The 21,118-nt window shown below is 70.6% G+C and carries 19 protein-coding genes and 1 pseudogene; 11 read left to right on the top strand and 9 right to left on the bottom strand.

Features of this window, described 5'->3' with window-relative positions; translation table 11 throughout:
• Window positions 1–209: 209 nt before the first annotated feature.
• From GWI24_RS09305 to GWI24_RS45010, 6 genes and pseudogenes are all read left to right on the top strand, one after another.
• A pseudogene (locus tag GWI24_RS09305) lies at window positions 210–1,265 on the top strand (carbonic anhydrase); the annotation flags it as partial.
• 114 nt (window positions 1,266–1,379) lie between these two features.
• On the top strand, window positions 1,380–3,341 hold the full coding sequence (gene acs / locus GWI24_RS09300; RefSeq protein ID WP_210945408.1) for an acetate--CoA ligase: 1,962 nt from the start codon (window positions 1,380–1,382) through the stop codon (window positions 3,339–3,341).
• 243 nt (window positions 3,342–3,584) lie between these two features.
• Complete coding sequence (nhaA, locus tag GWI24_RS09295) at window positions 3,585–4,976, top strand: Na+/H+ antiporter NhaA (RefSeq protein WP_210945407.1); 1,392 nt, start codon at window positions 3,585–3,587, stop codon at window positions 4,974–4,976.
• A 157-nt stretch (window positions 4,977–5,133) separates the two neighbouring features.
• On the top strand, window positions 5,134–5,595 hold the full coding sequence (locus tag GWI24_RS09290; protein WP_210945406.1) for a phage holin family protein: 462 nt from the start codon (window positions 5,134–5,136) through the stop codon (window positions 5,593–5,595).
• Complete coding sequence (locus GWI24_RS09285; protein WP_210945405.1) at window positions 5,592–6,518, top strand: alpha/beta fold hydrolase; 927 nt, start codon at window positions 5,592–5,594, stop codon at window positions 6,516–6,518. The genes GWI24_RS09290 and GWI24_RS09285 overlap by 4 nt, the downstream gene beginning before the upstream one ends.
• Before the next feature lie 143 nt (window positions 6,519–6,661).
• Complete coding sequence (locus tag GWI24_RS45010; RefSeq protein ID WP_247616107.1) at window positions 6,662–6,865, top strand: hypothetical protein; 204 nt, start codon at window positions 6,662–6,664, stop codon at window positions 6,863–6,865.
• Window positions 6,866–6,907: 42 nt separating this feature from the next.
• Here the strand turns inward: GWI24_RS45010 and GWI24_RS09280 are convergent, their stop codons facing one another.
• The 3 genes from GWI24_RS09280 to nth are packed head-to-tail and all read right to left on the bottom strand — an operon-like array spanning window position 6,908 to window position 9,648.
• Window positions 6,908–8,110, bottom strand: a complete 1,203-nt coding sequence (locus GWI24_RS09280; RefSeq protein WP_210945404.1) for a MarP family serine protease — start codon at window positions 8,108–8,110, stop codon at window positions 6,908–6,910.
• Between the two features lie 12 nt (window positions 8,111–8,122).
• A complete protein-coding gene (locus GWI24_RS09275; protein ID WP_198275995.1) occupies window positions 8,123–8,806 on the bottom strand; it encodes a CoA pyrophosphatase in 684 nt (227 codons plus the stop codon).
• Window positions 8,803–9,648 (bottom strand): endonuclease III, encoded by an 846-nt coding sequence (nth, locus tag GWI24_RS09270; RefSeq protein WP_374103285.1) that lies wholly within the window; start codon window positions 9,646–9,648, stop codon window positions 8,803–8,805. Before nth ends, GWI24_RS09275 begins: the two co-directional genes overlap by 4 nt.
• 248 nt (window positions 9,649–9,896) lie before the next feature.
• Between nth and GWI24_RS09265 the strand changes: the two genes are divergently transcribed.
• On the top strand, window positions 9,897–10,571 hold the full coding sequence (locus tag GWI24_RS09265) for a Crp/Fnr family transcriptional regulator (protein WP_014061749.1): 675 nt from the start codon (window positions 9,897–9,899) through the stop codon (window positions 10,569–10,571).
• A gap of 163 nt (window positions 10,572–10,734) precedes the next feature.
• On the opposite strand, the gene GWI24_RS09260 is transcribed toward GWI24_RS09265, so the two are convergent.
• From GWI24_RS09260 to GWI24_RS09245, 4 genes are all read right to left on the bottom strand, one after another.
• On the bottom strand, window positions 10,735–11,565 hold the full coding sequence (locus GWI24_RS09260; protein ID WP_210945402.1) for an MBL fold metallo-hydrolase: 831 nt from the start codon (window positions 11,563–11,565) through the stop codon (window positions 10,735–10,737).
• Window positions 11,562–12,638, bottom strand: coding sequence for an NUDIX hydrolase (locus GWI24_RS09255; protein ID WP_210945401.1), 1,077 nt, complete (start codon window positions 12,636–12,638; stop codon window positions 11,562–11,564). The genes GWI24_RS09260 and GWI24_RS09255 overlap by 4 nt, the downstream gene beginning before the upstream one ends.
• Window positions 12,639–12,845: 207 nt before the next feature.
• On the bottom strand, window positions 12,846–13,316 hold the full coding sequence (locus tag GWI24_RS09250) for a RidA family protein (RefSeq protein ID WP_044573073.1): 471 nt from the start codon (window positions 13,314–13,316) through the stop codon (window positions 12,846–12,848).
• Entirely contained in the window at window positions 13,316–13,471 is a 156-nt protein-coding gene (locus GWI24_RS09245) for a DUF4177 domain-containing protein (protein ID WP_020870215.1), read from the bottom strand. The genes GWI24_RS09250 and GWI24_RS09245 overlap by 1 nt, the downstream gene beginning before the upstream one ends.
• A 72-nt stretch (window positions 13,472–13,543) precedes the next feature.
• On the opposite strand from GWI24_RS09245, the gene GWI24_RS09240 reads away from it, so the two are divergent.
• Together GWI24_RS09240 and GWI24_RS09235 are read left to right on the top strand one after the other, a co-directional pair.
• Entirely contained in the window at window positions 13,544–14,521 is a 978-nt protein-coding gene (locus GWI24_RS09240) for an ArsA-related P-loop ATPase (RefSeq protein WP_210945400.1), read from the top strand.
• Between the two features lie 53 nt (window positions 14,522–14,574).
• A complete protein-coding gene (locus GWI24_RS09235; protein WP_210945421.1) occupies window positions 14,575–15,924 on the top strand; it encodes an ArsA family ATPase in 1,350 nt (449 codons plus the stop codon).
• Between the two features lie 662 nt (window positions 15,925–16,586).
• On the opposite strand, the gene GWI24_RS09230 is transcribed toward GWI24_RS09235, so the two are convergent.
• The gene (locus GWI24_RS09230; RefSeq protein WP_020870211.1) at window positions 16,587–16,922 is read right to left on the bottom strand and encodes a WhiB family transcriptional regulator; all 336 of its coding nucleotides are present in this window, start codon (window positions 16,920–16,922) and stop codon (window positions 16,587–16,589) included.
• Between the two features lie 385 nt (window positions 16,923–17,307).
• On the opposite strand from GWI24_RS09230, the gene GWI24_RS09225 reads away from it, so the two are divergent.
• Window positions 17,308–19,554 carry a transglycosylase domain-containing protein gene (locus GWI24_RS09225; RefSeq protein ID WP_210945399.1) on the top strand — a complete coding sequence of 749 codons (2,247 nt, stop codon included), beginning with the start codon at window positions 17,308–17,310 and terminating at the stop codon, window positions 19,552–19,554.
• 163 nt (window positions 19,555–19,717) lie between these two features.
• Here GWI24_RS09225 and GWI24_RS09220 read toward each other — a convergent pair whose 3' ends face one another.
• Complete coding sequence (locus GWI24_RS09220; protein ID WP_138914942.1) at window positions 19,718–20,188, bottom strand: GatB/YqeY domain-containing protein; 471 nt, start codon at window positions 20,186–20,188, stop codon at window positions 19,718–19,720.
• Window positions 20,189–20,265: 77 nt separating this feature from the next.
• Between GWI24_RS09220 and GWI24_RS09215 the strand changes: the two genes are divergently transcribed.
• Window positions 20,266–21,118: metallophosphoesterase (locus tag GWI24_RS09215; protein ID WP_210945398.1), on the top strand; the 853-nt coding region annotated here is incomplete at its 3' end.

The raw sequence follows: 21,118 nt of genomic DNA, 5'->3' as shown, positions 1-21,118 counted from the left end.
TCTTCTTCCGGGTCGCCGTTCCTCTCTCACTGGGTATCGCCTCCGTCTCGCTGGGCATCGCGTCGGCCTGCGGCGCCTCGCTCCGGGCCGGACTCATGGCCGCCGCCGCGGCCCTCGCGGTCGTCCTCCTTACGGTGCTCCTCCGACCCCCGGGCTCCCGGCGCCCTTCAGGCTCCGGACGGCCTTCGGGCTCCGGGCCGGCGGCGAGTTCCGGGCGGGCGGCGGGCTCCGAGCGGCCTACGGCCGATGGACGGGCGGCGCGTCGCGTCGCGGAGGCGGACGGCGCCCGGGCCTGCCGGCCATGGACGCCTTGGCGTGATCACCGCTGCACCCGTCCGGCCCCGGCGGCCGCGGGCATCGGGGCGAGCGTCGCCGCCGACGGGGACGCGGGCGGTCAGCTGCTCGGCGGGGTGAGCGCGTTCCAGCGCCATACGGCACCGCTGGTCCGCGATGAGCTGGCCCGGCTGGCACGGGATGGGCAGCGGCCCAGCCAGCTGTTCCTCACCTGCGCCGACTCCCGCCTGGTGACCAGCATGATCACCTCAAGCGGCCCCGGCGATCTGTTCACCGTGCGCAATGTCGGCAATCTGGTGCCACCACCGGGCGCCGATGACTCCTGCGACTCGGTGGGGGCGGCGATCGAGTACGCGGTGGAGGTGCTGAAGATCAGCAGCATCACGGTGTGCGGCCACTCCGGATGCGGTGCGATGCAGGCGCTGCTCGACTCATCGACGCCGGTCCGCACACCGCCCCAACCCGGGATGTCCACCGGCGGAGCCGAGCCATCCGGCGGGCCTGGGGCGCCCTCCGACGGGCCCGGGGCATCCTCCAACGGGGACCGGACGCCGCTGGAGCGCTGGCTGCGCCACGGCAGACCGGCGCTGGCGCGGATGGAGCGGATCGGCCGGCTGGGGCGCGGCGAGGTCGCCCTGTCGAGCCGGGCGATCGCCGACGATGTGGAGCGGCTGGCGCTGGTCAATGTGAGACAGCAGCTCGACCATCTGATGGAGCACGGATGTGTGGCACGGCGGGCGGCAGAGGGCGGACTGGCGCTGCACGGCATGTATTTCCAGGTGGCGGAGGCCCAGGCGTATGTCCTGGACACGGGTACGGGGAGGTTTCTGCCCGTCCGCCCGGACCATGGCGCGCCGATGCCCGTCTGCCTCGCCACCACGGCGGCCCCCACCCGGCTTGGAAGGGGCCATTCCGGCGTGGCGGAGCGGGGCGGCGACCCCGTTCGGGGCGCCCTGGAGCTGGGACGGTGACATACGCGACGACAGGTCTAAACCAATTTTCGGCGACAGCCCTTGTCAGGGTGTGCCGTTGGCTGATGAGCTATGGCCTGGGACACAACGGACACCCTGGGAATGGGAGATGTCGTGAGTAACGAGAGCCTGGCCAACCTTCTTCGGGAGGAGCGTCGCTTCGCGCCGCCCGCCGAGCTGACCGCGAACGCCAATGTCACGGCCGAGGCGTATGAGCGGGCGAAGGTGGACCGCCTGGGCTTCTGGGCCGAGCAGGCCCGTCGGCTGTCCTGGGCGACCGCGCCGACCGAGACACTCGACTGGTCGAACCCGCCCTTCGCGAAGTGGTTCGCCGACGGCAAGCTCAATGTGGCGTACAACTGCGTCGACCGGCATGTCGAGAACGGCCTGGGCGACCGGGTGGCGCTCCACTTCGAGGGCGAGCCCGGCGACACCCGCTCCCTCACCTACGCCGAACTGCAGCGGGAGGTCTCCCAAGCGGCCCACGCACTCACCGAGTTGGGGGTCCGGTCGGGCGACCGGGTCGCCATCTATATGCCGATGATCCCGGAGACCGTGGTCGCGATGCTGGCCTGTGCCCGTATCGGCGCCCCGCATTCGGTGGTCTTCGGCGGCTTCTCGGCCGACGCTCTCGCCACCCGTATCCAGGACGCCGACGCCCGGGTCATCATCACCGCCGACGGCGGCTACCGCCGTGGCAAGCCGTCCGCGCTCAAGCCCGCCGTCGACGAGGCGCTCACCCGGCCCGGCACAGAGAACGTGCGCAATGTGCTGGTCGTCCGCCGCACCGGCCAGGAGGTGGACTGGAGCGAGGGCCGCGACGTCTGGTGGCACGAGATCGTGGAGCGCCAGCCGGAGCAGCACACCCCCGAGGCGTTCGACGCCGAGCACCCGCTGTTCATCCTCTACACCTCGGGTACGACCGGTAAGCCGAAGGGCATCCTGCACACCTCAGGCGGCTACCTCACCCAGGTCTCCTACACCCACCACGCCGTCTTCGACCTCAAGCCGGAGACCGATGTCTTCTGGTGCACGGCGGACGTCGGCTGGGTCACCGGCCACTCGTACATCGTCTACGGCCCGCTCTCCAACGGCGCCACCGAGGTGCTCTACGAGGGCACCCCGGACACCCCGCACCAGGGCCGCTGGTGGGAGATCGTCCAGAAGTACGGGGTCACCATCCTGTACACCGCCCCGACCGCGATCCGCGCCTGCATGAAGTGGGGCGACGACATCCCGGCCAAGTTCGACCTCTCCTCGCTGCGGATCCTCGGCTCCGTCGGCGAGCCCATCAACCCCGAGGCATGGGTCTGGTACCGCAAGCACATCGGCGCGGACACCACGCCCGTCGTCGACACCTGGTGGCAGACCGAGACCGGCGGCATCATGATCAGCCCGCTGCCGGGCGTCACCGCCACCAAGCCTGGTTCGGCCCAGGTCGCGCTGCCGGGCATCGCCGCCACCGTCGTGGACGACGAGGCCAATGAGGTGCCGAACGGCCATGGCGGCTATCTGGTGCTCACCGAGCCGTGGCCGTCCATGCTCCGCACCATCTGGGGCGACGACCAGCGCTACCTCGACACCTACTGGTCCCGCTTCGACAAGCGCTACTTCGCGGGCGACGGCGCCAAGAAGGACGACGACGGCGACATCTGGCTGCTCGGCCGGGTCGACGATGTGATGCTGGTCTCCGGCCACAACATCTCCACGACCGAGGTCGAGTCGGCGCTCGTCTCGCACCCCAAGGTCGCCGAGGCGGCGGTCGTCGGCGCCACCGACCCGCAGACCACCCAGGCCATCTGCGCGTTCGTCATCCTGCGCGGCGGCGCGGCCGAGGACGAGGGCCTGGTCGAGGAGTTGCGGGCGCATGTGGCCAAGCAGCTCGGCCCGATCGCCAAGCCCAAGCGGATCCTGCCGGTGGCCGAGCTGCCCAAGACCCGCTCCGGCAAGATCATGCGCCGTCTGCTGCGCGATGTCGCCGAGAACCGGGCGCTGGGCGATGTCACCACGCTCACCGACTCCTCCGTCATGGAGCTGATCCAGAGCAAGCTGCCCTCCGCCCCCAGCGAGGACTGATCCCAGCACCTGCGCCGAACAGACGAGGGGCGCTCCCGCCTGGCGGGGGTGCCCCTTCGCTGTGGCTGCCGCCGGTGGCGGGCGGCTGTCACGCGCGGCCGCCGCAGATGGCCGTCACGCGCGGCCGCCGCAGGTGGCTGTCACGTAAAAATTGCGACAAGATGATGGACAGGAGCGCCGGGAAGTCTGGTCGGCATACGCCACACGTGTATCCGCACCTCGACCCACCCAGGAGGCCCGCCCGTGGCCGCGCCCACCAGCCGCAAGTTTCTCGGACGCCTGTCGCTGTCCGAGCGGACGTTCGTCATCGACGCGCTGCGCACCGAGACCGTCGGCGGTGTGATCCTCCTGGTGGCCGCCATCGTGGCGCTGATCCTCGCCAACACCCCCCTCAGCGGCGTCTACGGCGACATCAGGGACTTCTCCTTCGGCCCCCAGGCGCTGCATCTGCATCTCTCGGTCGCCTCCTGGGCCGCCGACGGCCTGCTGACGATCTTCTTCTTCGTCGCCGGTATCGAGCTCAAGCGCGAGCTGGTCGCGGGGGAGCTGCGCGACCCCAAGGCCGCCGCGCTGCCCGTGATCGCCGCCGTCTGCGGCATGGCCGTGCCCGCGCTCGTCTATGTCATCGTCAGCGCGAGCGGCGGCGGCAGCCTCAAGGGCTGGGCCGTGCCGACCGCCACCGATATCGCCTTCGCGCTCGCCGTCCTTGCCGTGATCGGCACCGCGCTGCCCGCCGCGCTGCGCGCCTTCCTGCTCACCCTCGCGGTCGTCGACGACCTCGGCGCGATCCTCATCATCGCGATCTTCTTCACCCAGCACATCAACTTCGTCGCCCTGATCCTGTCGGTCGCCGCGCTCGCCCTCTTCTGGCTGCTGCACCGCAAGGGCGTCCGGACGGCCTGGATATACCTCCCGCTCGCCGTGGTGATCTGGGCGCTGATGCACGCCAGCGGTGTGCATGCCACCATCGCCGGCGTCGCGATGGGCCTGATGCTGCGCTGCACCGTACGGGAGGGTGAGGAGCACTCCCCCGCCGAGCGCGTCGAGCACCGGGTGCGCCCGGTGTCGGCGGGTGTGGCGGTGCCGCTGTTCGCCCTGTTCGCGGCCGGGGTGCCGCTCTCCGGCGGCGCCGTGGCGGATGTCTTCACCCGCCCGGAGACCCTCGGCGTCGTCCTCGGCCTCGTCGTGGGCAAGGCAGTCGGCGTCTTCGGCGGCTCCTGGTGCGCCGCCCGCTTCACCAGGGCCGAGCTGAACGAAGAGCTGGCCTGGGCCGATGTCTTCGCCGTGGCCGCCCTCGCCGGAATCGGCTTCACCGTCTCCCTCCTCATCGGCGAACTCGCCTTCCCCGGCGATCCCACGCTCGCCGAGGAGGTCAAGGCGGCGGTCCTCATCGGCTCGCTGACCGCCGCCCTGTTCGCCGGGATCCTCCTCAAACTGCGCAACACCAAGTACCAGCGGCTGTGTCAGGAGGAGGAGCGGGACGAGGACATGGACGGCATCCCGGATATCTATGAGCTCGACAGCCCCGCGTACCACCTGCGGATGGCCGCCATTCACGAGGCAAAGGCCGCCGAACACCGGCGGCTTGCCGAGGTGGCTGCCGCGAACGACTCCGGCGACGATGGTCCGGCATGATCTGAGAGGCTTGACACCCGCAGAAATGCGCAGAAGACGTAGCAAGCACTGACGACGTAACAAGCACGCACGACGTACCAAGCACTGACGACGCAGCACGAGCACAACACGCACAAGACACGAGCGGTAAGACGCACAAGAGCAGAGGGAGATGGCGATGAGCGCAGCCGACGACGGCGGCAACCGCAGCCTCGGCCAGCTGGTGGCGACGGCGACCACCGAGCTGTCGGCGCTGGTGCACGACGAGATCGCGCTGGCCAAGGCCGAGCTCCGGGTGGGGGCCAAGAAGGCCGCGGTCGGCAGCGGCGCGGGGATGGTGGCCGGGGTGCTGCTGCTGTTCTCGCTGCCGGTGCTGAGTTTCGCCCTCGCCTACGGCATGCGCTCGTGGACCGGCCTCGGCCTCGCCTGGTGCTTCCTGATCGTGGGCGGGATCTACTGGCTGTTCGCCGGGATCCTGGGTCTGCTGGCGCTGCTGAAGTTCAAGAAGGTCAAGGCGCCGAAGCGGTCGATCTCCTCGTCCAAGGAGACGGCCGCCGTACTGGGGAGCGTCAAGCCGCATCCGCGTGCCGGGAGCAATGGCGGACGCCCGGCGCGGGATGTGACACGCTCGTCGGCATGACCGTCCCTGATACCTCCGCGTCGGTCGTACGGCTCGACGGCCCCTGGACCCACCGGGATGTCGCGGCCAACGGCGCGCGTTTCCACATCGCCGAGCTGGGTGACGGCCCGCTGGTGCTGCTGTTGCACGGCTTTCCGCAGTTCTGGTGGACCTGGCGGCACCAGCTGCCCGCGCTCGCCGACGCCGGCTACCGCGCGGTCGCGATGGATCTGCGCGGGGTGGGCGGCAGCGACCGTACGCCGCGGGGTTACGACCCGGCCAACCTCGCCCTCGACATCACCGGTGTGATCCGCTCGCTGGGCGAGCCGGACGCCGCGCTCGTCGGCCATGACCTGGGCGGATACCTGGCGTGGACGGCCGCTGTGATGCGGCCGAAGCTGGTGCGGCGGCTCGCGGTGGCCTCGATGCCCCATCCCCGCCGCTGGCGCTCGGCGATGGTCGCGGACGTCAAGCAGAGCGCCGCCAGCTCCCATGTCTGGGGCTTCCAGCGGCCCTGGCTGCCCGAGCGCCAGCTGGTCGCGGACGACGCGGCGGCCGTCGGGCGGCTGCTCCGGGACTGGTCCGGACCGCGGCTGCCCGAGGACGCGGCCGTGGAGGTCTACCGGCGGGCGATGTGCATCCCCTCGACCGCGCACTGCTCGATCGAGCCGTACCGCTGGATGGTGCGGTCACTGGCACGGCCGGACGGCTTCCAGTTCAACCGGCGGATGAAGCGGCCGGTGCGGGTGCCGACCCTGCATCTGCACGGGTCACTCGACCCGGTGATGCGCACCCGCAGCGCGGCGGGCTCCGGTGAGTATGTCGAGGCCCCCTACCGCTGGCGGCTCTTCGACGGGCTCGGCCACTTCCCGCACGAGGAGGACCCCCGGGCCTTCACCACCGAGCTGATCAACTGGCTGAAGGACCCCGAACCCGACCGCTGAGCGTCATCGGACGTACGCATTCCGACCACGCGCCCACGCGCGGGCGAACATCTGTTTTTCGAACAGCCAATTGCCTGGAGCATAGGCCAATTGCCGCAGCCAGCGGCGATTACGGACCTTGGGTCAGGGGCACACACCGAGGTATGGGCTGGACGCACGACTACCGTGACGCACCAAACAGCCGCGGCCCCGAGGCCGCCGCTACTGCCAATGCCGCGCTGAGTGTTTCCGAGCGGGGCGGCTCCGAGCCTACCCAAGGCCATGACCCGAACATCGGGATTCCCCGCATCATCCGCCGCCGGGCCCGGTGGGTCTCGGCGCGACTGCGCCATCCACGCAGCCGCTAGCAGTATCTCGGGCGCGGCCCGGGGCCACGGCGACATCGGAAACTAGAGGGCACACCCCTGGCTGTCCACCGGCTGGCCGGCCGTGCGCCCCTTCTGGATGTCCTCGCTCACCTCGTCCGCCGTCAGCGCGTATCCGGTGTTGGCGTCGTCGAGGGACTTGGCGAAGACCACGCCGTACACCCGCCCCTGCGGGGTGAGCAGCGGACCGCCGGAGTTGCCCTGCCGCACCGTCGCGTACAGCGAGTACACATCACGGTGCACGGTGGAGCGTCGGTAGATGTCGGGGCCATTGGCCTCGATACGGCCACGGACGCGGGCCGCGCGCACATCGAAGGCGCCGTTCTCCGGGAAGCCGGCGACGATCGCGCCATCACCGGTGCGCGCGTCGTCCTGCGCGAACTGCAGCGCCGGGGCCTGCAGCGAGGGCACATCGAGGACCGCGATATCGCGCTTCCAGTCGTAGAGCACGACCTTGGCGTCGTAGAGCCGGCCCTCGCCGCCTATCTGCACGGTCGGGTCGCTGACGCCGCCGACGACGTGGGCGTTGGTCATGACCCGGTTCGGGGCGAAGACGAAGCCGCTGCCCTCGAGGACCTTGCCGCAGCTGGGAGCGGTGCCGACGACCTTGACGATGCTCTCCTGCGCCCGCGTGGCCACCGGCGACTGGGCGAGCGCGGGGTCGGGCTGCGGCACCGAGGTGATCGGCTCGTTGGCGAAGGGCGAGAAGACCTGCGGGAAGCCGTTCTGCGCGAGCACGGACGAGAAGTCGGTGAACCAGGTGTTCGCCTCGTCGGGAACGACGCGGGACACCCCGAGCAGCACCTTGGAGTCGCGGACCTCCCGGCCCAGGGTGGGGAGCGAGGTCTGGGCCACCAGGGAGCCGATCAGCCAGGCCACCAGCAGCATCGCCAGGACGTTCACCAGCGCGCCGCCGGTCGCGTCCAGAGCGCGCGCCGGTGACCAGGTGATGTACCGCCGCAGCTTGTTCCCCAGGTGGGTGGTGGCCGCCTGGCCGACCGAGGCGCACACGATCACCAGGACGATCGCCACCACGGCACCGACGGTGCCGGGGGATGCCTTGTCGTCGGTGGTGCCGTCCCATATGAGGGGGAGCAGATAGATCGCGATCAACCCACCTCCGATGAACCCCGTCACCGACAGCACGCCGACGACGAAACCCTGGCGGTAGCCGACGATCGCGAACCACACGGCGGCGAGCAGCAGCAGGATGTCCAGCACATTCACCGGAACACCGTCTCACGCGCGCCAGTCGAGTGGGACGCGCTTGGCTCGGTCCCACGGTCGCTCCCACCCCGCGTAATGCAGGATGCGATCGATCACTCCGGCGGTGAAACCCCAGACCAGAGCGGATCCCACCAGGAAGGCGGGCCCCCGGTGGCCGCTGGGGTGGACGGTGGTGGCCCGGTTCGCCGGGTCCGTGAGATCCGCCACGGGAACCGTGAAGACCCGGGCCGTCTCGGCCGGGTCCACCGGCCCGACCGGGGTGGGCCGGCGCCACCAGCCCAGCACCGGGGTGACGACGAAGCCGCTCACCGGGATGTAGAGCCGCGGCAGCACCGCGAAGACCTGGACCCCCGAGGGGTCGAGCCCGGTCTCCTCCTCGGCCTCGCGCAGCGCCGCGCGCAGCGGACCCTCCTCCTCCGGATCACCGTCCTCCGGGTCGAGGGCACCGCCGGGGAAGGAGGGCTGGCCGGCGTGCGAGCGCAGCGAGCCGGAACGCTCCATGAGCAGCAGCTCCGGGCCGCCGGGGCCCTCGCCGAACAGCACCAGCACGGCGGAGGGGCGGCCTCCGCCCTGCGCGGGCGGCAGAAACCGGCTCAGCTGGCGCGGCTCGATCGTCTCGGCCAGCCGGGCCACCGGGAGCAGCCACTCCGGCAGCCCCTGGGCGCTGACCTCCACATCCCCGTAGGTGCTCGTCACTCGGCGGCTCCCAGGGGGGCGGCGGGACGGCCGGGGTAGTCGGACGGCGGGCGCAGGCGCTGGCCCGGCTGGCCGCCCATCTCGTACTTCAGCAGCTTCTTCGCCTTGTCCGGGTCGGTCTCGCCCTCCCCGTACGCCGGGCAGAGCGGGGCGATCGGGCAGGCGCCGCACGCGGGCTTACGGGCGTGGCAGACGCGGCGGCCGTGGAAGATGATGCGGTGCGAGAGCATCGTCCACTCGCTCTTGGGGAAGAGCGCGGCGATCTCCGCCTCGACCTTCTCGGGGTCCTCCTGGGCGGTCCACTTCCAGCGCCGCACCAGCCGCCCGAAGTGGGTGTCCACGGTCAGGCCCGGCACCCCGAAGGCATTGCCGAGCACCACATTGGCCGTCTTACGGCCGACACCGGGCAGGGTGACCAGGTCCTCGAGCCGGCCCGGGACCTCGCCGCCGAAGCGGTCGCGGAGGGCGGCGGACAGGCCGAGCAGCGATTTGGCCTTGGCGCGGAAGAAGCCGGTGGGCCGGATCAGCTGCTCCAGGGCCTCCGGGTCGGCGGCGGCCATGTCCTCGGGCGTCGGATAGGCGGCGAAGAGCGCGGGAGTGGTCTGGTTGACCCGCAGATCGGTGGTCTGGGCCGAGAGCACCGTGGCCACCAGCAGCTGGAACGAGTTCTCGAAGTCCAGCTCGGGATGGGCGTACGGATACACCTCGGCGAGCTCGCGGTTGATGCGCCGGGCGCGGCGGACGAGGGCGAGCCGGGACTCGGGACGGGCGCCCTTCGAGCCCTTGGCCGATTTATGCGGTTTCGAGGCTTCCGCCGAGTCGGCGGATTCTTGTTCGCCCACAGCGGAATTACGAGGTGCGGTCACCCGTCCGGCCCCCTTGCCCTGTGCTCTCACCGGCGTATTGGACACCCGGCCAGCCTAAGCCCACACACTGACATCCGGCCCGGCCACCGCGAAGAGGCCCCCAATCGGACCCCTGCCGCACAGCTCGGCAGGCCAGTGCGTCAAACTTGTGATTGATCGCACTGTTTTACCGTCCGGCATCATGGGGACGTCGGTCCCCTGTGCATGTCGACAAGGAGAGACTCGTGGACGACGTTCTGCGGCGCGCCCCGCTCTTCGCGGCGCTCGATGACGAGCAGGCCGCTGAGCTGCGCGCCTCCATGGGAGAGGTCACCCTCGCGCGGGGTGACGCGCTCTTCCACGAAGGGGACCCCGGCGATCGCCTGTACGTGGTCACCGAGGGCAAGGTGAAGCTCCACCGCACCTCTCCCGACGGCCGCGAGAACATGCTGGCCGTGCTCGGCCCCGGCGAGCTGATCGGCGAGCTGTCGCTTTTCGACCCGGGCCCGCGCACCGCCACCGCCACCGCCCTCACCGAGGTCAAGCTGCTCGGCCTCGGCCACGGCGATCTCCAGCCGTGGCTGAACGCCCGGCCCGAGGTCGCCTCCGCGCTGCTGCGCGCGGTCGCCCGGCGCTTGCGCAAGACCAACGACCAGATGTCCGACCTGGTCTTCTCCGACGTTCCGGGCCGGGTCGCCAGGGCCCTGCTGGACCTGTCACGCCGCTTCGGCGTGCAGTCGGAAGAAGGCATCCACGTCGTCCACGACCTGACCCAGGAGGAGCTGGCCCAGCTGGTCGGCGCCTCCCGCGAGACCGTCAACAAGGCGCTCGCCGACTTCGCGGGCCGCGGCTGGCTGCGGCTGGAGGCGCGCGCGGTGATCCTGCTGGACGTCGAGCGGCTGGCCAAGCGCTCCCGCTGACGCCGGACGGAACACGAAGACCGAACGTAAGGGGCCCGCCGGATTCCGGCGGGCCCCTTACGGCGCTCATGAACGGCCGGTCCCACAGGCCGCGGGCCCATAAGGCCGCGGGCCCACAAGGCTCCGGGAAGCGCCGGTCTCAGATCAGCCCGTGGTCGCGCGGTCAGATCAGCCCGTGCTCGCGCAGATAGTCCAGCTGGGCCCGGACCGACAGCTCCGCCGCCGGCCACAGGGACCGGTCTACGTCCGCGTACACATGCGCCACGACCTCCGAGGGCGTCCCATGGCCGTCCTCGACCGCCGTCTCCACCTGCGCGAGCCGGTTGGCGCGATGCGCGAGGTAGTACTCCACGGCGCCCCGGGCGTCGTTCAGCACCGGTCCGTGGCCCGGCAGGACGGTGTCCACCCCGTCGTCCACCGTCAGCGAGCGCAGCCGCCGCAGCGAGTCCAGATAGTCGCCGAGCCGCCCGTCCGGATGCGCGACGACGGTCGTGCCCCGCCCGAGCACCGTGTCGCCCGTAAGGACCGCGCCATCGGCCGGAAGGTGGAAGGACAGCGAGTCGGCGGTGTGGCCGGGCGTGGGCACCACCCGAAGCTCCAGACCGCCGATGGTTATGACGTCGCCCAGCTCCAGCCCCTCGTCCCCCAGCCGCAGCGCCGGATCCAGCGCCCTTACGGACGTCCGCGTCAGCTCCGCGAAGCGCGCCGCGCCCTCCGCGTGGTCCGGGTGGCCATGAGTGAGCAGCGTCAGCGCAATCCGCCTGCCCGCCCGCTCGGCGGTCGCGATGACCTCCTTGAGGTGGGCGTCGTCCAGCGGCCCGGGGTCGATGACGACGGCGAGGTCGGAGTCGGGCTCGGCGACGATCCAGGTGTTGGTACCGTCCAGGGTCATGGGCGAGGCGTTCGGCGCCAGGACGCAGACGGCCCGGTCGGTGGCCGGGCCGCCGATGGTGCCCCCGCGCGGCTGGCCGGGCAGAGCGGATGCGTACGTCATGCGGAAGGTCCCCCCGTGGCTCCCGGGATGTGCTTGGTGAACTCATCATGGCCCGGCCAGCTCAGCACCAGTTCCCCGTTCTCCAACCGCGCCCGGGCCAGGACCGGCGTCAGATCCCGGTCCGTCGCGGCGGCCAGCGCGTCGGCGACCGAGTCGTAGGCCGCGAGCTGGCGCAGCGTCGCGATCGTGGGCGGCATCATCAGCAGCTCGCCCCGGTCGTAGCCGTCGGCCGCGTCACCCGGACGGATCCAGACGGTCCGGTCCGCCTCCGTGGAGGCATTACGGGTGCGCTGCCCCCGCGGCAGCGCAGCCACGAAGAACCAGGTGTCGTAGCGGCGCGGTTCGAACTCCGGGGTGATCCAGCGCGCCCAGCAGCTCAGCAGGTCCGAGCGGAGTACGAGCCCCCGGCGGTCCAGGAACTCCGCGAAGGACAGGTCCCGGGCGACCAGCGCCGCGCGGTCCGCCTCCCAGTCGTCCCCCGTCGTGTCCGCGACCACGGTGTGCGGCGTCGGGCCCGCGAGCAGCACCCCCGCCTCCTCGAAGGTCTCGCGGACCGCCGCGCACACGATGGCCTGCGCCTGTGTTCCCTCGCTCGGGTCCAGGCCCAGCCGCCGCGCCCACTGGGCCCGCGAGGGACCGGCCCAGGTGACCATCCGCTCGTCGCGCGGGTCCACGGAACCGCCCGGATAGGCGTACGCGCCTCCGGCGAAGGCCATGGAGGCGCGTCTGCGCAGCATGTAGACGGCGGGACCGGCGGCCCCTCCCGCCGCGTCCGGCAGGCCCTCTGGGGGCGTTTCAGGGCCTTCCGCGGCCTCTGCGGGCTCTGGCGCCCCCGCGGACTCCCGCGCCGCGTCGGGCTGCTCCGCCGCGTCGAACTCGTCCGGTGTGTGCTCCCCGTCCCCGCCCTGAGCGTCCTGTGGTGCGTCCTGCCCGGCCGTTCCGCACGGTCCGTCCCGCAGCAGCAGGACGGTGGCGGCCCGGCGCGGTGTCACCGGTGTGAGCTCACCGGCCGACAGGAGCCGGATCCGCTCTGGCCACTCGGGTGGGTACCACTGGCCATTCGTAGTGGACATGGCCGGATGCTATGCGCTTACGGGCTGATGTTCGAGTGGCCCTCGCGGCGCCACGCCGGGGCCGGTCCGCGCACCGGCCGTCACACCGGTCCGCGTCCACGTACGCCTGCGCGTGCGCCCACCGGCCCGCCAGTAGGACCGTCCACGGGACCGCCAGTAGGACCGTCCACGGGACCGCCGGCCGTCCGTCCGCGATCCCGGCGCCCGCTAGTCCGCGACCTCGACCTGGATCTCGACCTCGACCGGCGCGTCCAGGGGCAGCACCGCCACGCCCACCGCGCTGCGCGCGTGCACGCCCGCGTCGCCCAGGGCCTCGCCCAGCAGCTCGCTCGCGCCGTTGATGACACCCGGCTGGCCGGTGAAGTCCGGCGCGGAGGCGACGAAGCCGACGACCTTCACGACCCGCACGATCCGGTCGAGGTCGCCGACGACCGACTTCACGGCGGCCAGCGCGTTCAGCGCACAGATGCGCGCCAGGTCCTTGGCCTCCTCGGGGGTGACCTCGGCGCCGACCTTGCCGGTCACGCCCAGCTTCCCCTCGACCAGCGGCAGCTGACCCGAGGTGTAGACGTACGGGCCGGTGCGGAGCGCGGGCACATAGGAGGCCAGGGGCGCCGCGACCGCGGGCAGCGTCAGGCCGAGCCCGGCGAGCCTGCCCTCGACGGTGCCGCCCGCCATCAGCCCTTCTCCCGCTTCAGATAGGCCACCAGCTGCTCCGGGTTCGGGCCGGGGACCACCTGGACCAGCTCCCAGCCGTCCTCACCCCAGGTGTCCAGAATCTGCTTCGTGGCGTGCACGAGCAGCGGTACGGTCGCGTATTCCCACTTGGTCATGGGGCCGACTGTAATGCCTCTCCGCCGGGCCCTGGTGCGTAGGGCGAGGGGGGACTGGTTAGGCTCCCCAGTGTGAGCAGGCTCCATGTCATCAGTGGCAAGGGCGGAACCGGCAAGACCACGGTCGCCGCCGCACTCGCGCTGGCCCTCGCGGCCGATGGCAGGCGCACCCTGCTGGTGGAGGTCGAGGGCCGTCAGGGCATCGCGCAACTCTTCGAGACGGAGCCGCTGCCCTACGAGGAGCGGAAGATCGCCACCGCGCCGGGCGGCGGGGAGGTGCACGCCCTGGCGATCGATCCGGAGTTCGCACTTCTGGACTACCTCCATATGTTCTACAAGCTGGGCTCGGCCGGACGCGCCCTCAAGAAGCTCGGCGCGATCGACTTCGCGACCACCATCGCTCCGGGGCTGCGCGACGTCCTGCTGACCGGCAAGGCGTGCGAGGCGGTGCGCCGTAAGGGCAAGGACGGCGGCTTCGTCTACGACTCCGTGGTCATGGACGCGCCGCCCACCGGCCGCATCACCCGCTTCCTGAACGTCAACCACGAGGTGGCCGGGCTGGCCAGGACCGGCCCGATACACAATCAGGCCCAGGCCGTGATGCGCGTCCTGAAGTCCCCCCAGACCGCGGTCCACATGGTGACCCTGCTGGAGGAGATGCCGGTCCAGGAGACCGCGGACGGCATCGCCGAGCTGCACGCCGACGGCCTTCCGACGGGCGGGGTCATCATCAACATGGTGCGGCCCGCGATCCTCGACCACGAGGCCGTCGAGGTGGCCGCCAACGGGCAGCGCACGGCCGTCGCCAAGGCGCTCTCCCAGGCGGGCCTGGGCGGTGCGCGCCGCGGCGGCATGGCCGAGCGGCTGGTCGACCCGCTGCTGGAGCAGGCGCGCGAGCACGCCGAGCGGGTGGCGCTGGAGCGGGCGCAGCGCGCCGAGCTGACCGGGCTGGGTCTGCCGCTGCACGAGTTGGAGCTGCTCACCGACGGCATCGATCTGGCCGGGCTGTACCGGCTCGCGGCGGATCTGCGCAAGCAGTGGCCGACGTGAGCGGCGCCCACCGTAAGGGCGCCACGGACAACGAGTCGTACGCAGGAGGCGGCATGAGCATGGACGTGGCACCCCGGCTGGACACCGACGTCCTGCTGGACGATCCGCAGACCCGCATCGTGGTGTGCTGCGGCTCCGGTGGCGTCGGTAAGACCACCACCGCCGCCGCCCTGGGCGTACGGGCCGCCGAGCGCGGCCGTAAGGTCGTCGTCCTCACCATCGACCCGGCCCGCCGGCTCGCCCAGTCCATGGGTATCGACGCGCTGGACAACATCCCGCGCCGGGTGGAGGGCATCGGCGGCGGGAACGGCGGCGAACTGCACGCCATGATGCTCGACATGAAGCGGACGTTCGACGAGTTCGTCGAGGCGCACGCCGACCCCGAGCGCGCCCGGGCGATCCTCGCGAACCCCTTCTACCAGTCGCTCTCGGCCGGTTTCGCGGGCACGCAGGAGTACATGGCCATGGAGAAGCTCGGCCAGCTCCGGGCCCGCGACGAATGGGACCTGATCGTCGTCGACACCCCGCCCAGCCGGTCGGCACTGGATTTCCTGGACGCGCCGAAACGTCTCGGCTCCTTCCTGGACGGGAAGTTCATCAAGGTCCTGATGGCCCCGGCCAAGGTGGGCGGCAAGGCCGGGATGAAGTTCCTGAACGTGGGCGTCTCGATGATGACGGGCACGGTCAGCAAGGTGCTCGGCGGGCAGCTGATGCGCGACGTTCAGACGTTTGCTGCCGCGATGGACACCATGTTCGGCGGATTCCGTACTCGCGCGGAGGCCACCTACCGGCTCCTGCAGGCTCCGGGTACGGCCTTCCTCGTGGTGGCCGCGCCCGAGCGGGACGCCCTGCGGGAGGCCGCGTACTTCGTGGAACGGCTGGCCGCGGACCAGATGCCGCTGGCCGGGCTGGTGCTGAACCGGGTGCACGGCAGCGGTGCCGAACAGCTGTCGGCGGAACGTGCGTTGGCCGCCGCGGAGATCCTGACCCTGGCGGGCGACCCCGTGGATCCGGACGATGCGCTCGCGAACGCGGCGGAGGGAAGCGATCCGGCCAAGAACGGCGCCGGGGCAGAAAATCTTGCCGACGGCGGATTTGTCGATCCCCCCTCAGGGAATGCTCAAGCGCGGAACCCCTCGGCAGCGGACCCCGACGTCTCCCCCACGTCGGCGGACTCGTCGGCGGAGCGGCTCGCCGCGGGACTGCTTCGGCTGCACGCGGAGCGTATGCAGGTGCTCGGACGCGAGCAGCGCACACACGACCGCTTCACGGCGCTCCACCCCGAGGTTCCGGTGGCCCAAGTGGCCGCACTCCCTGGCGACGTACACGACTTGGCAGGACTGCGGGCGATCGGTGAACGCCTCGCGGTCCCGCCGGAGCGGACCAATCGCGTGGCGGGCTGAGTCGGTGCCCGCCGGGCGGTCGGCCGCCCGCGCATGGATGGAGACGCACGACAGCACGACAGACAGCACGCATAGCGAACGGCCACAGCGACAGCGGTGATGGACCGCATGGCGCGCGGGCGCCCATAGCTGGGCATCGGGCTTCGAGGCCTCGGGCTTGCCTCAGGTTCCGGCGGACGCGTCTGCCCGGCTGGCGGCCTACGGCACGCAGAGGCAGACCCACGCCCCACACGCGCAGGCCACAGTCACCGGTGGCCGAAGGCGTAACCGGTGGCCGAAGGCGGCACCAATGGCCTAGGCGGCGGACCAAACCCCGGCCCACGAGGACCTGTTAGCCATGTCACACCAGGCCATGCCGCAGGAGGCCATGTCACCCGAGGCCGTGTCACACGCGCCCCCACAGCCCCACGGCCGACCGCGGCTCTGGCCGCGGTCGTGCTCGGAGGCGTGCGCGTACCCGTACCCGCCCCTGACGAGGCGCGCCCGTACTCGCACCCCCACTCGTGCCGAGACGAGAGGTGGGTGAGGTGATGATGAGGCGAGACGCTCACACCGGCAGGCGTCAACCCAGGTCAATCCAGGCCAACCCGACAGGCCGTCAAGCCCGGCAGGCTGTCAGCCCGGCAGGCCGTCAGCCGACCACCGGCGGACCGCCGTCCGGCCTATCCGACCGCGGCGAAGCGCTCGTAGTCCTCGTCGTCGAAGGGCAGAATCCCCGCGCTGCGCTCGTACTCGATGCGCGCGGTCTCCAGGAGCCTGCGCCAGGAGGTCACCGTCGGCCGGCGGCGCAGCAGTGCTCGCCGCTCGCGCTCGGTCATCCCTCCCCACACACCGAACTCCACGCGGTTGTCCAAGGCATCCGCAAGGCACTCGGTGCGCACCGGGCATCCGGTGCAGACCGCTTTGGCCCTGTTCTGTGCCGCGCCCTGGACGAACAGTTCATCTGGATCAGTAGTGCGGCAGGCGGCCTGCGCACTCCAGTCGGTTACCCAGCCCATGCTGGCGCCGTCCTCTCCCGAATCGGAGCTCCCCCACGGCGACAAACGGCATATTCACCGTCGCCAGTTGAGGACGTTACGGAAGCGAGACACAGCGCAACACCCCCTGCAGGCCCAATCTTGGATGGTCCGAACGGACTATGGGTACGCGGCAGATCACCCAACGGAGTGAGCTGGCGACATTTGCGATTACTAGTGCAAATCAGGGCAGTTCACGCACCGAACAGCGGGCAGCTCAGGACAGGGGCCGCAATCCGGGCAGGTCTCATCACTCACTTGAGTGAGGGTGGGGGTGTGGCTCAGCCACACAGCTGTGACTGGCGTGAAACAGCTTATGCGAACACCCGGTCCCCTGTCCGGCGATTCGAGACGTAGGCTGCGTCCTATGGGAAACACGCGCTCGAGCGGAGGGCTGTCCACCGCTCAACAGGCCGCCAAGTTCCTCGGCGTCAGCGCGCTGGCCGGTGCCGTGATGGCCGGGCTCGCGCTTCCCGCCGTCGGGGCGCTCGGCCTGGCGGCCAAGGGAACGGTCGAGGAGTTCGACGGAATTCCGGCCAATCTCAAGACACCGCCGCTCAGCCAGCGGACCACGATCCTGGACGCCAAGGGCGGGGAGATCGCGAAGGTCTACTCCCGCGACCGGACGATCGTGAAGCTGAACGACGTCTCCTCGTACATGCGGCAGGCGATCGTCGCGATCGAGGACGCCCGCTTCTATGAGCACGGGGCGGTCGACCTCAAGGGCGTGCTGCGCGCGGTCAACACCAACGCGCAGGACGGCGGGGTCTCCCAGGGCGCCTCCACTCTGACCCAGCAGTATGTGAAGAACGTGTTCGTCGAGGAGGCGGGCGACGACAAGGAGAAGGTCGCCGAGGCCACTCAGCAGTCAATAGGCCGCAAGATCAAGGAACTGAAGTACGCGATCAAGGTCGAGAAGGAACTGGGCAAGAAGCGGATCCTCGAGAACTACCTGAACATCACCTTCTTCGGGCAGCAGGCGTACGGCATCGAGGCGGCCTCCCAGCGCTACTTCAGCAAGTCCGCCAAGGACCTGAAGCTGGAGCAGGCGGCACTGCTGGCCGGTCTCGTCCAGTCGCCCAGCCGCTACGACCCGATCAGCGCCCCGAAGTCCGCCAAGGCGCGCCGCGACACAGTTCTGCGGCGCATGGCCGAGGTGAAGGACATCACTCCGGCGCAGGCCGCCGCGGCCCAGAAGAAGCCGCTCGGCCTCAAGGTCAGCATGCCCAGGAGCGGCTGCATCACGGCCGTCAAGGGCGCCGGGTTCTTCTGTGACTACGTCCGCGAGACCCTGCTCAACGACCCGACCTTCGGCAAGACGGCGGAGGCGCGTGCCAAGCGCTGGACCCAGGGCGGTCTGACGATCCGCACCACGCTCGACCCGCAGGCCCAGGAGTCGGTCCAGAAGTCGATCAAGAAGCATGTCTACCAGTCCGACCCGGTGGCCACCGCGGTGACGCTGGTCGAGCCGGGCACCGGCAAGGTGCTGGGGATGGGCCAGTCCAGGCCGTACGGCTTCGGCGAGAACGAGACCCAGATCAACCTGTCCGCGGACAAGTCCATGGGCGGCTCGAACTACGGCTTCCAGGTCGGCTCCACGTTCAAGCCGATCACCGCGGCGGCCGCCATCGAGCAGGGCAAGAAGCCGTACCAGCGCTACTCCTCGCCGTACAAGATGAAGTACCCGAGCCCGGTCACCACCTGCAAGGGCACCTGGAGCAACGACGAGGGCGCGACGGTCGAGAACGAGAACGAGAAGGAGGTCGGGCCGTACGGGATGAAGGAGGCGACCGCCAAGTCGGTCAACACCTACTTCGTCCAGCTGATCAGCGACATCGGGGTCTGCCCGGTGACGCAGATGGCCGACAAGATGGGGGCGAAGCGCGCCGACGGCCAGGAGCACAACCAGGTGCCCTCCCTCACCCTCGGCTCCGAGGGCTTCTCGCCGCTGACGATGGCCAACGCCTACGCGACCTTCGCCAACCGCGGTGTCTACTGCTCCCCGGTCTTCATCGAGTCGATCACCGGCCCCGGTGGCAAGAAGCTGAAGGTGCCGCAGTCGAAGTGCTCCCGCGCGATGTCGGAGAAGACCGCGGACACCATCAACACGCTGCTGCGCGGAGTGGTCGAGGACGGCACCGGCAAGCAGGCCGGGCTCCAGAGCCGCCCGAGCGCCGGTAAGACGGGTACGACGGACGAGCGCAGGGCCGCGTGGTTCGTCGGCTACACCCCGAACATGGCCGGTGCGGTGTGGGTCGGCGGCCCGGGCCCCAAGGGCGTCAACATGGAGAACATCACCATCGGCGGCGTCCCCCACGACAAGGTCTACGGCGCGGACACCCCCGGCCCGATCTGGAAGGACGCGATGAGCGGCGCGCTCGACGGCAAGCCGGCGCCGAACTTCGTGAACGTCCAGATCAAGGACCCGAACCAGCGCAAGCCCCACGACGGCAAGAAGCCGGGCGACCGCCGGCCGGGCCGCGACAAGGGCAACGACAACGGCGGCCAGGACAATCCGTGGCCGGACATCTCCCTGCCCCCGGACCTGATCGGCGGCGGCAATGGGAATGGCGGTAAGGGCAACGGGAACGGTGGCTGGAACTTTCCGCGGTAGCGGTGGCTTGTGATGGAGCGCTGAAGGGGGCCGGACGAAGATGTCCGGCCCCCTTCTTATATGTGCACCCACTTCTTATGTGTGCACCCAATGGCGGAGCACAATCTGCACGCAGTGCACACACCCCATGACACAACGCGACAGGGCGCCCTCCCGACGGGGACTACCCGCCCGCGAGCTGACGCTTCACCGCGGCGGCGACCCGGCCGCCCTCCGCCCGCCCGGCGATCTTCGGGTTCACGATCTTCATCACGGCGCCCATGGCCCGCGGCCCCTCCGCGCCGCCCGCCGCGGCCTCCCGCACCGCATCGGCCACCAGCGCGTTCAGCTCGTCGTCCGTAAGGGGCTTCGGCAGATACTCGGCGAGCACCTCGCCCTCCGCCTTCTCCCGCTCGGCCTGCGCGGCGCGTCCACCCTTCTCGAACGCCTCGGCGGCCTCACGGCGCTTCTTGGCCTCCCGCGCGACGATCTTCTCCACCTCGGCGTCGGACAGCTCACGTGCGCTCTCGCCCGCGACCTCTTCCTTGGTGATCGCGGTGATGGTGAGCCGGAGAGTCGAGGAGCGCAGCTCGTCGCGCGCCTTGATCGCCGCGGTGAGATCGTCCTGCAGCCTGGACTTGAGCGTGGTGGTCATGGCGTCGAGTGTGCCAGCACTGGCCGGGAATCACCCGGAGATTTCTCCCCCGGCGGCGTTCTGCGACCATGGACGGCATGCGCGCGCGATACGGAGTACCCCTGGGAATCACGGCGGTCGGCGCGGCCGGCCTCGCCTACGCCGCCTGCTTCGAAGTCCGGTCCTTCAGGCTCCAGCGGATCACCGTTCCGGTGCTCCCGCGGGGAATGCGCCCCCTGCGCGTCCTGCAGGTCTCCGACATCCACATGGTGAGCGGCCAGCGCAAGAAGCAGCGCTGGCTCCAGTCCCTGGCCGGCCTGCGCCCCGACTTCGTGGTGAACACCGGCGACAACCTCTCGGACCCGGAGGGCGTGCCGGAGGTCCTGGACGCGCTGGGCCCGCTGATGGAGTTCCCCGGTGCGTATGTCTTCGGCTCGAACGACTACTACGGCCCGAAGCTCCGCAACCCCGCCCGCTACCTCTTGGAGAAGGCCAGCGGAAAGCACGGCCTGAACGGCAACCCCCCGGCCGTCGGCGCCATCCACAACCCGTGGACGGAGCTCCGCGACGCCTTCGACGCGGCCGGCTGGGTCGGGCTGTCGAACACCCGCGGCCGGCTGAAGCTGGAGGACATCGAGATCGCCCTCACCGGCCTCGACGACCCCCACATCAAGCGCGACCGCTACGCCGAGGTGGCCGGCGGCCCCGAGTCGGGCGCCGACCTCTCCCTGGCCGTGGTCCACGCCCCGTATCTGCGCGTCCTCGACGCCTTCACCGCGGACCGCTACCCCCTGATCCTCGCGGGCCACACCCACGGCGGCCAGCTGTGCGTCCCCTTCTACGGCGCCCTGGTCACCAACTGCGACCTCGACGCCCGCCGGGTCAAGGGCCTCTCCCAGCACCAGGCCGGCGGCCACACCTCCTACCTCCACGTCTCCGCGGGCTGCGGCA

The organism is Streptomyces sp. MK37H, assembly GCF_018035285.1.
GTDB classification, from domain to species: domain Bacteria; phylum Actinomycetota; class Actinomycetes; order Streptomycetales; family Streptomycetaceae; genus Streptomyces; species Streptomyces endocoffeicus.
Note: the sequence above shows the minus strand (reverse complement) of the source record. Positions and strands in the feature narration are given on the sequence as shown.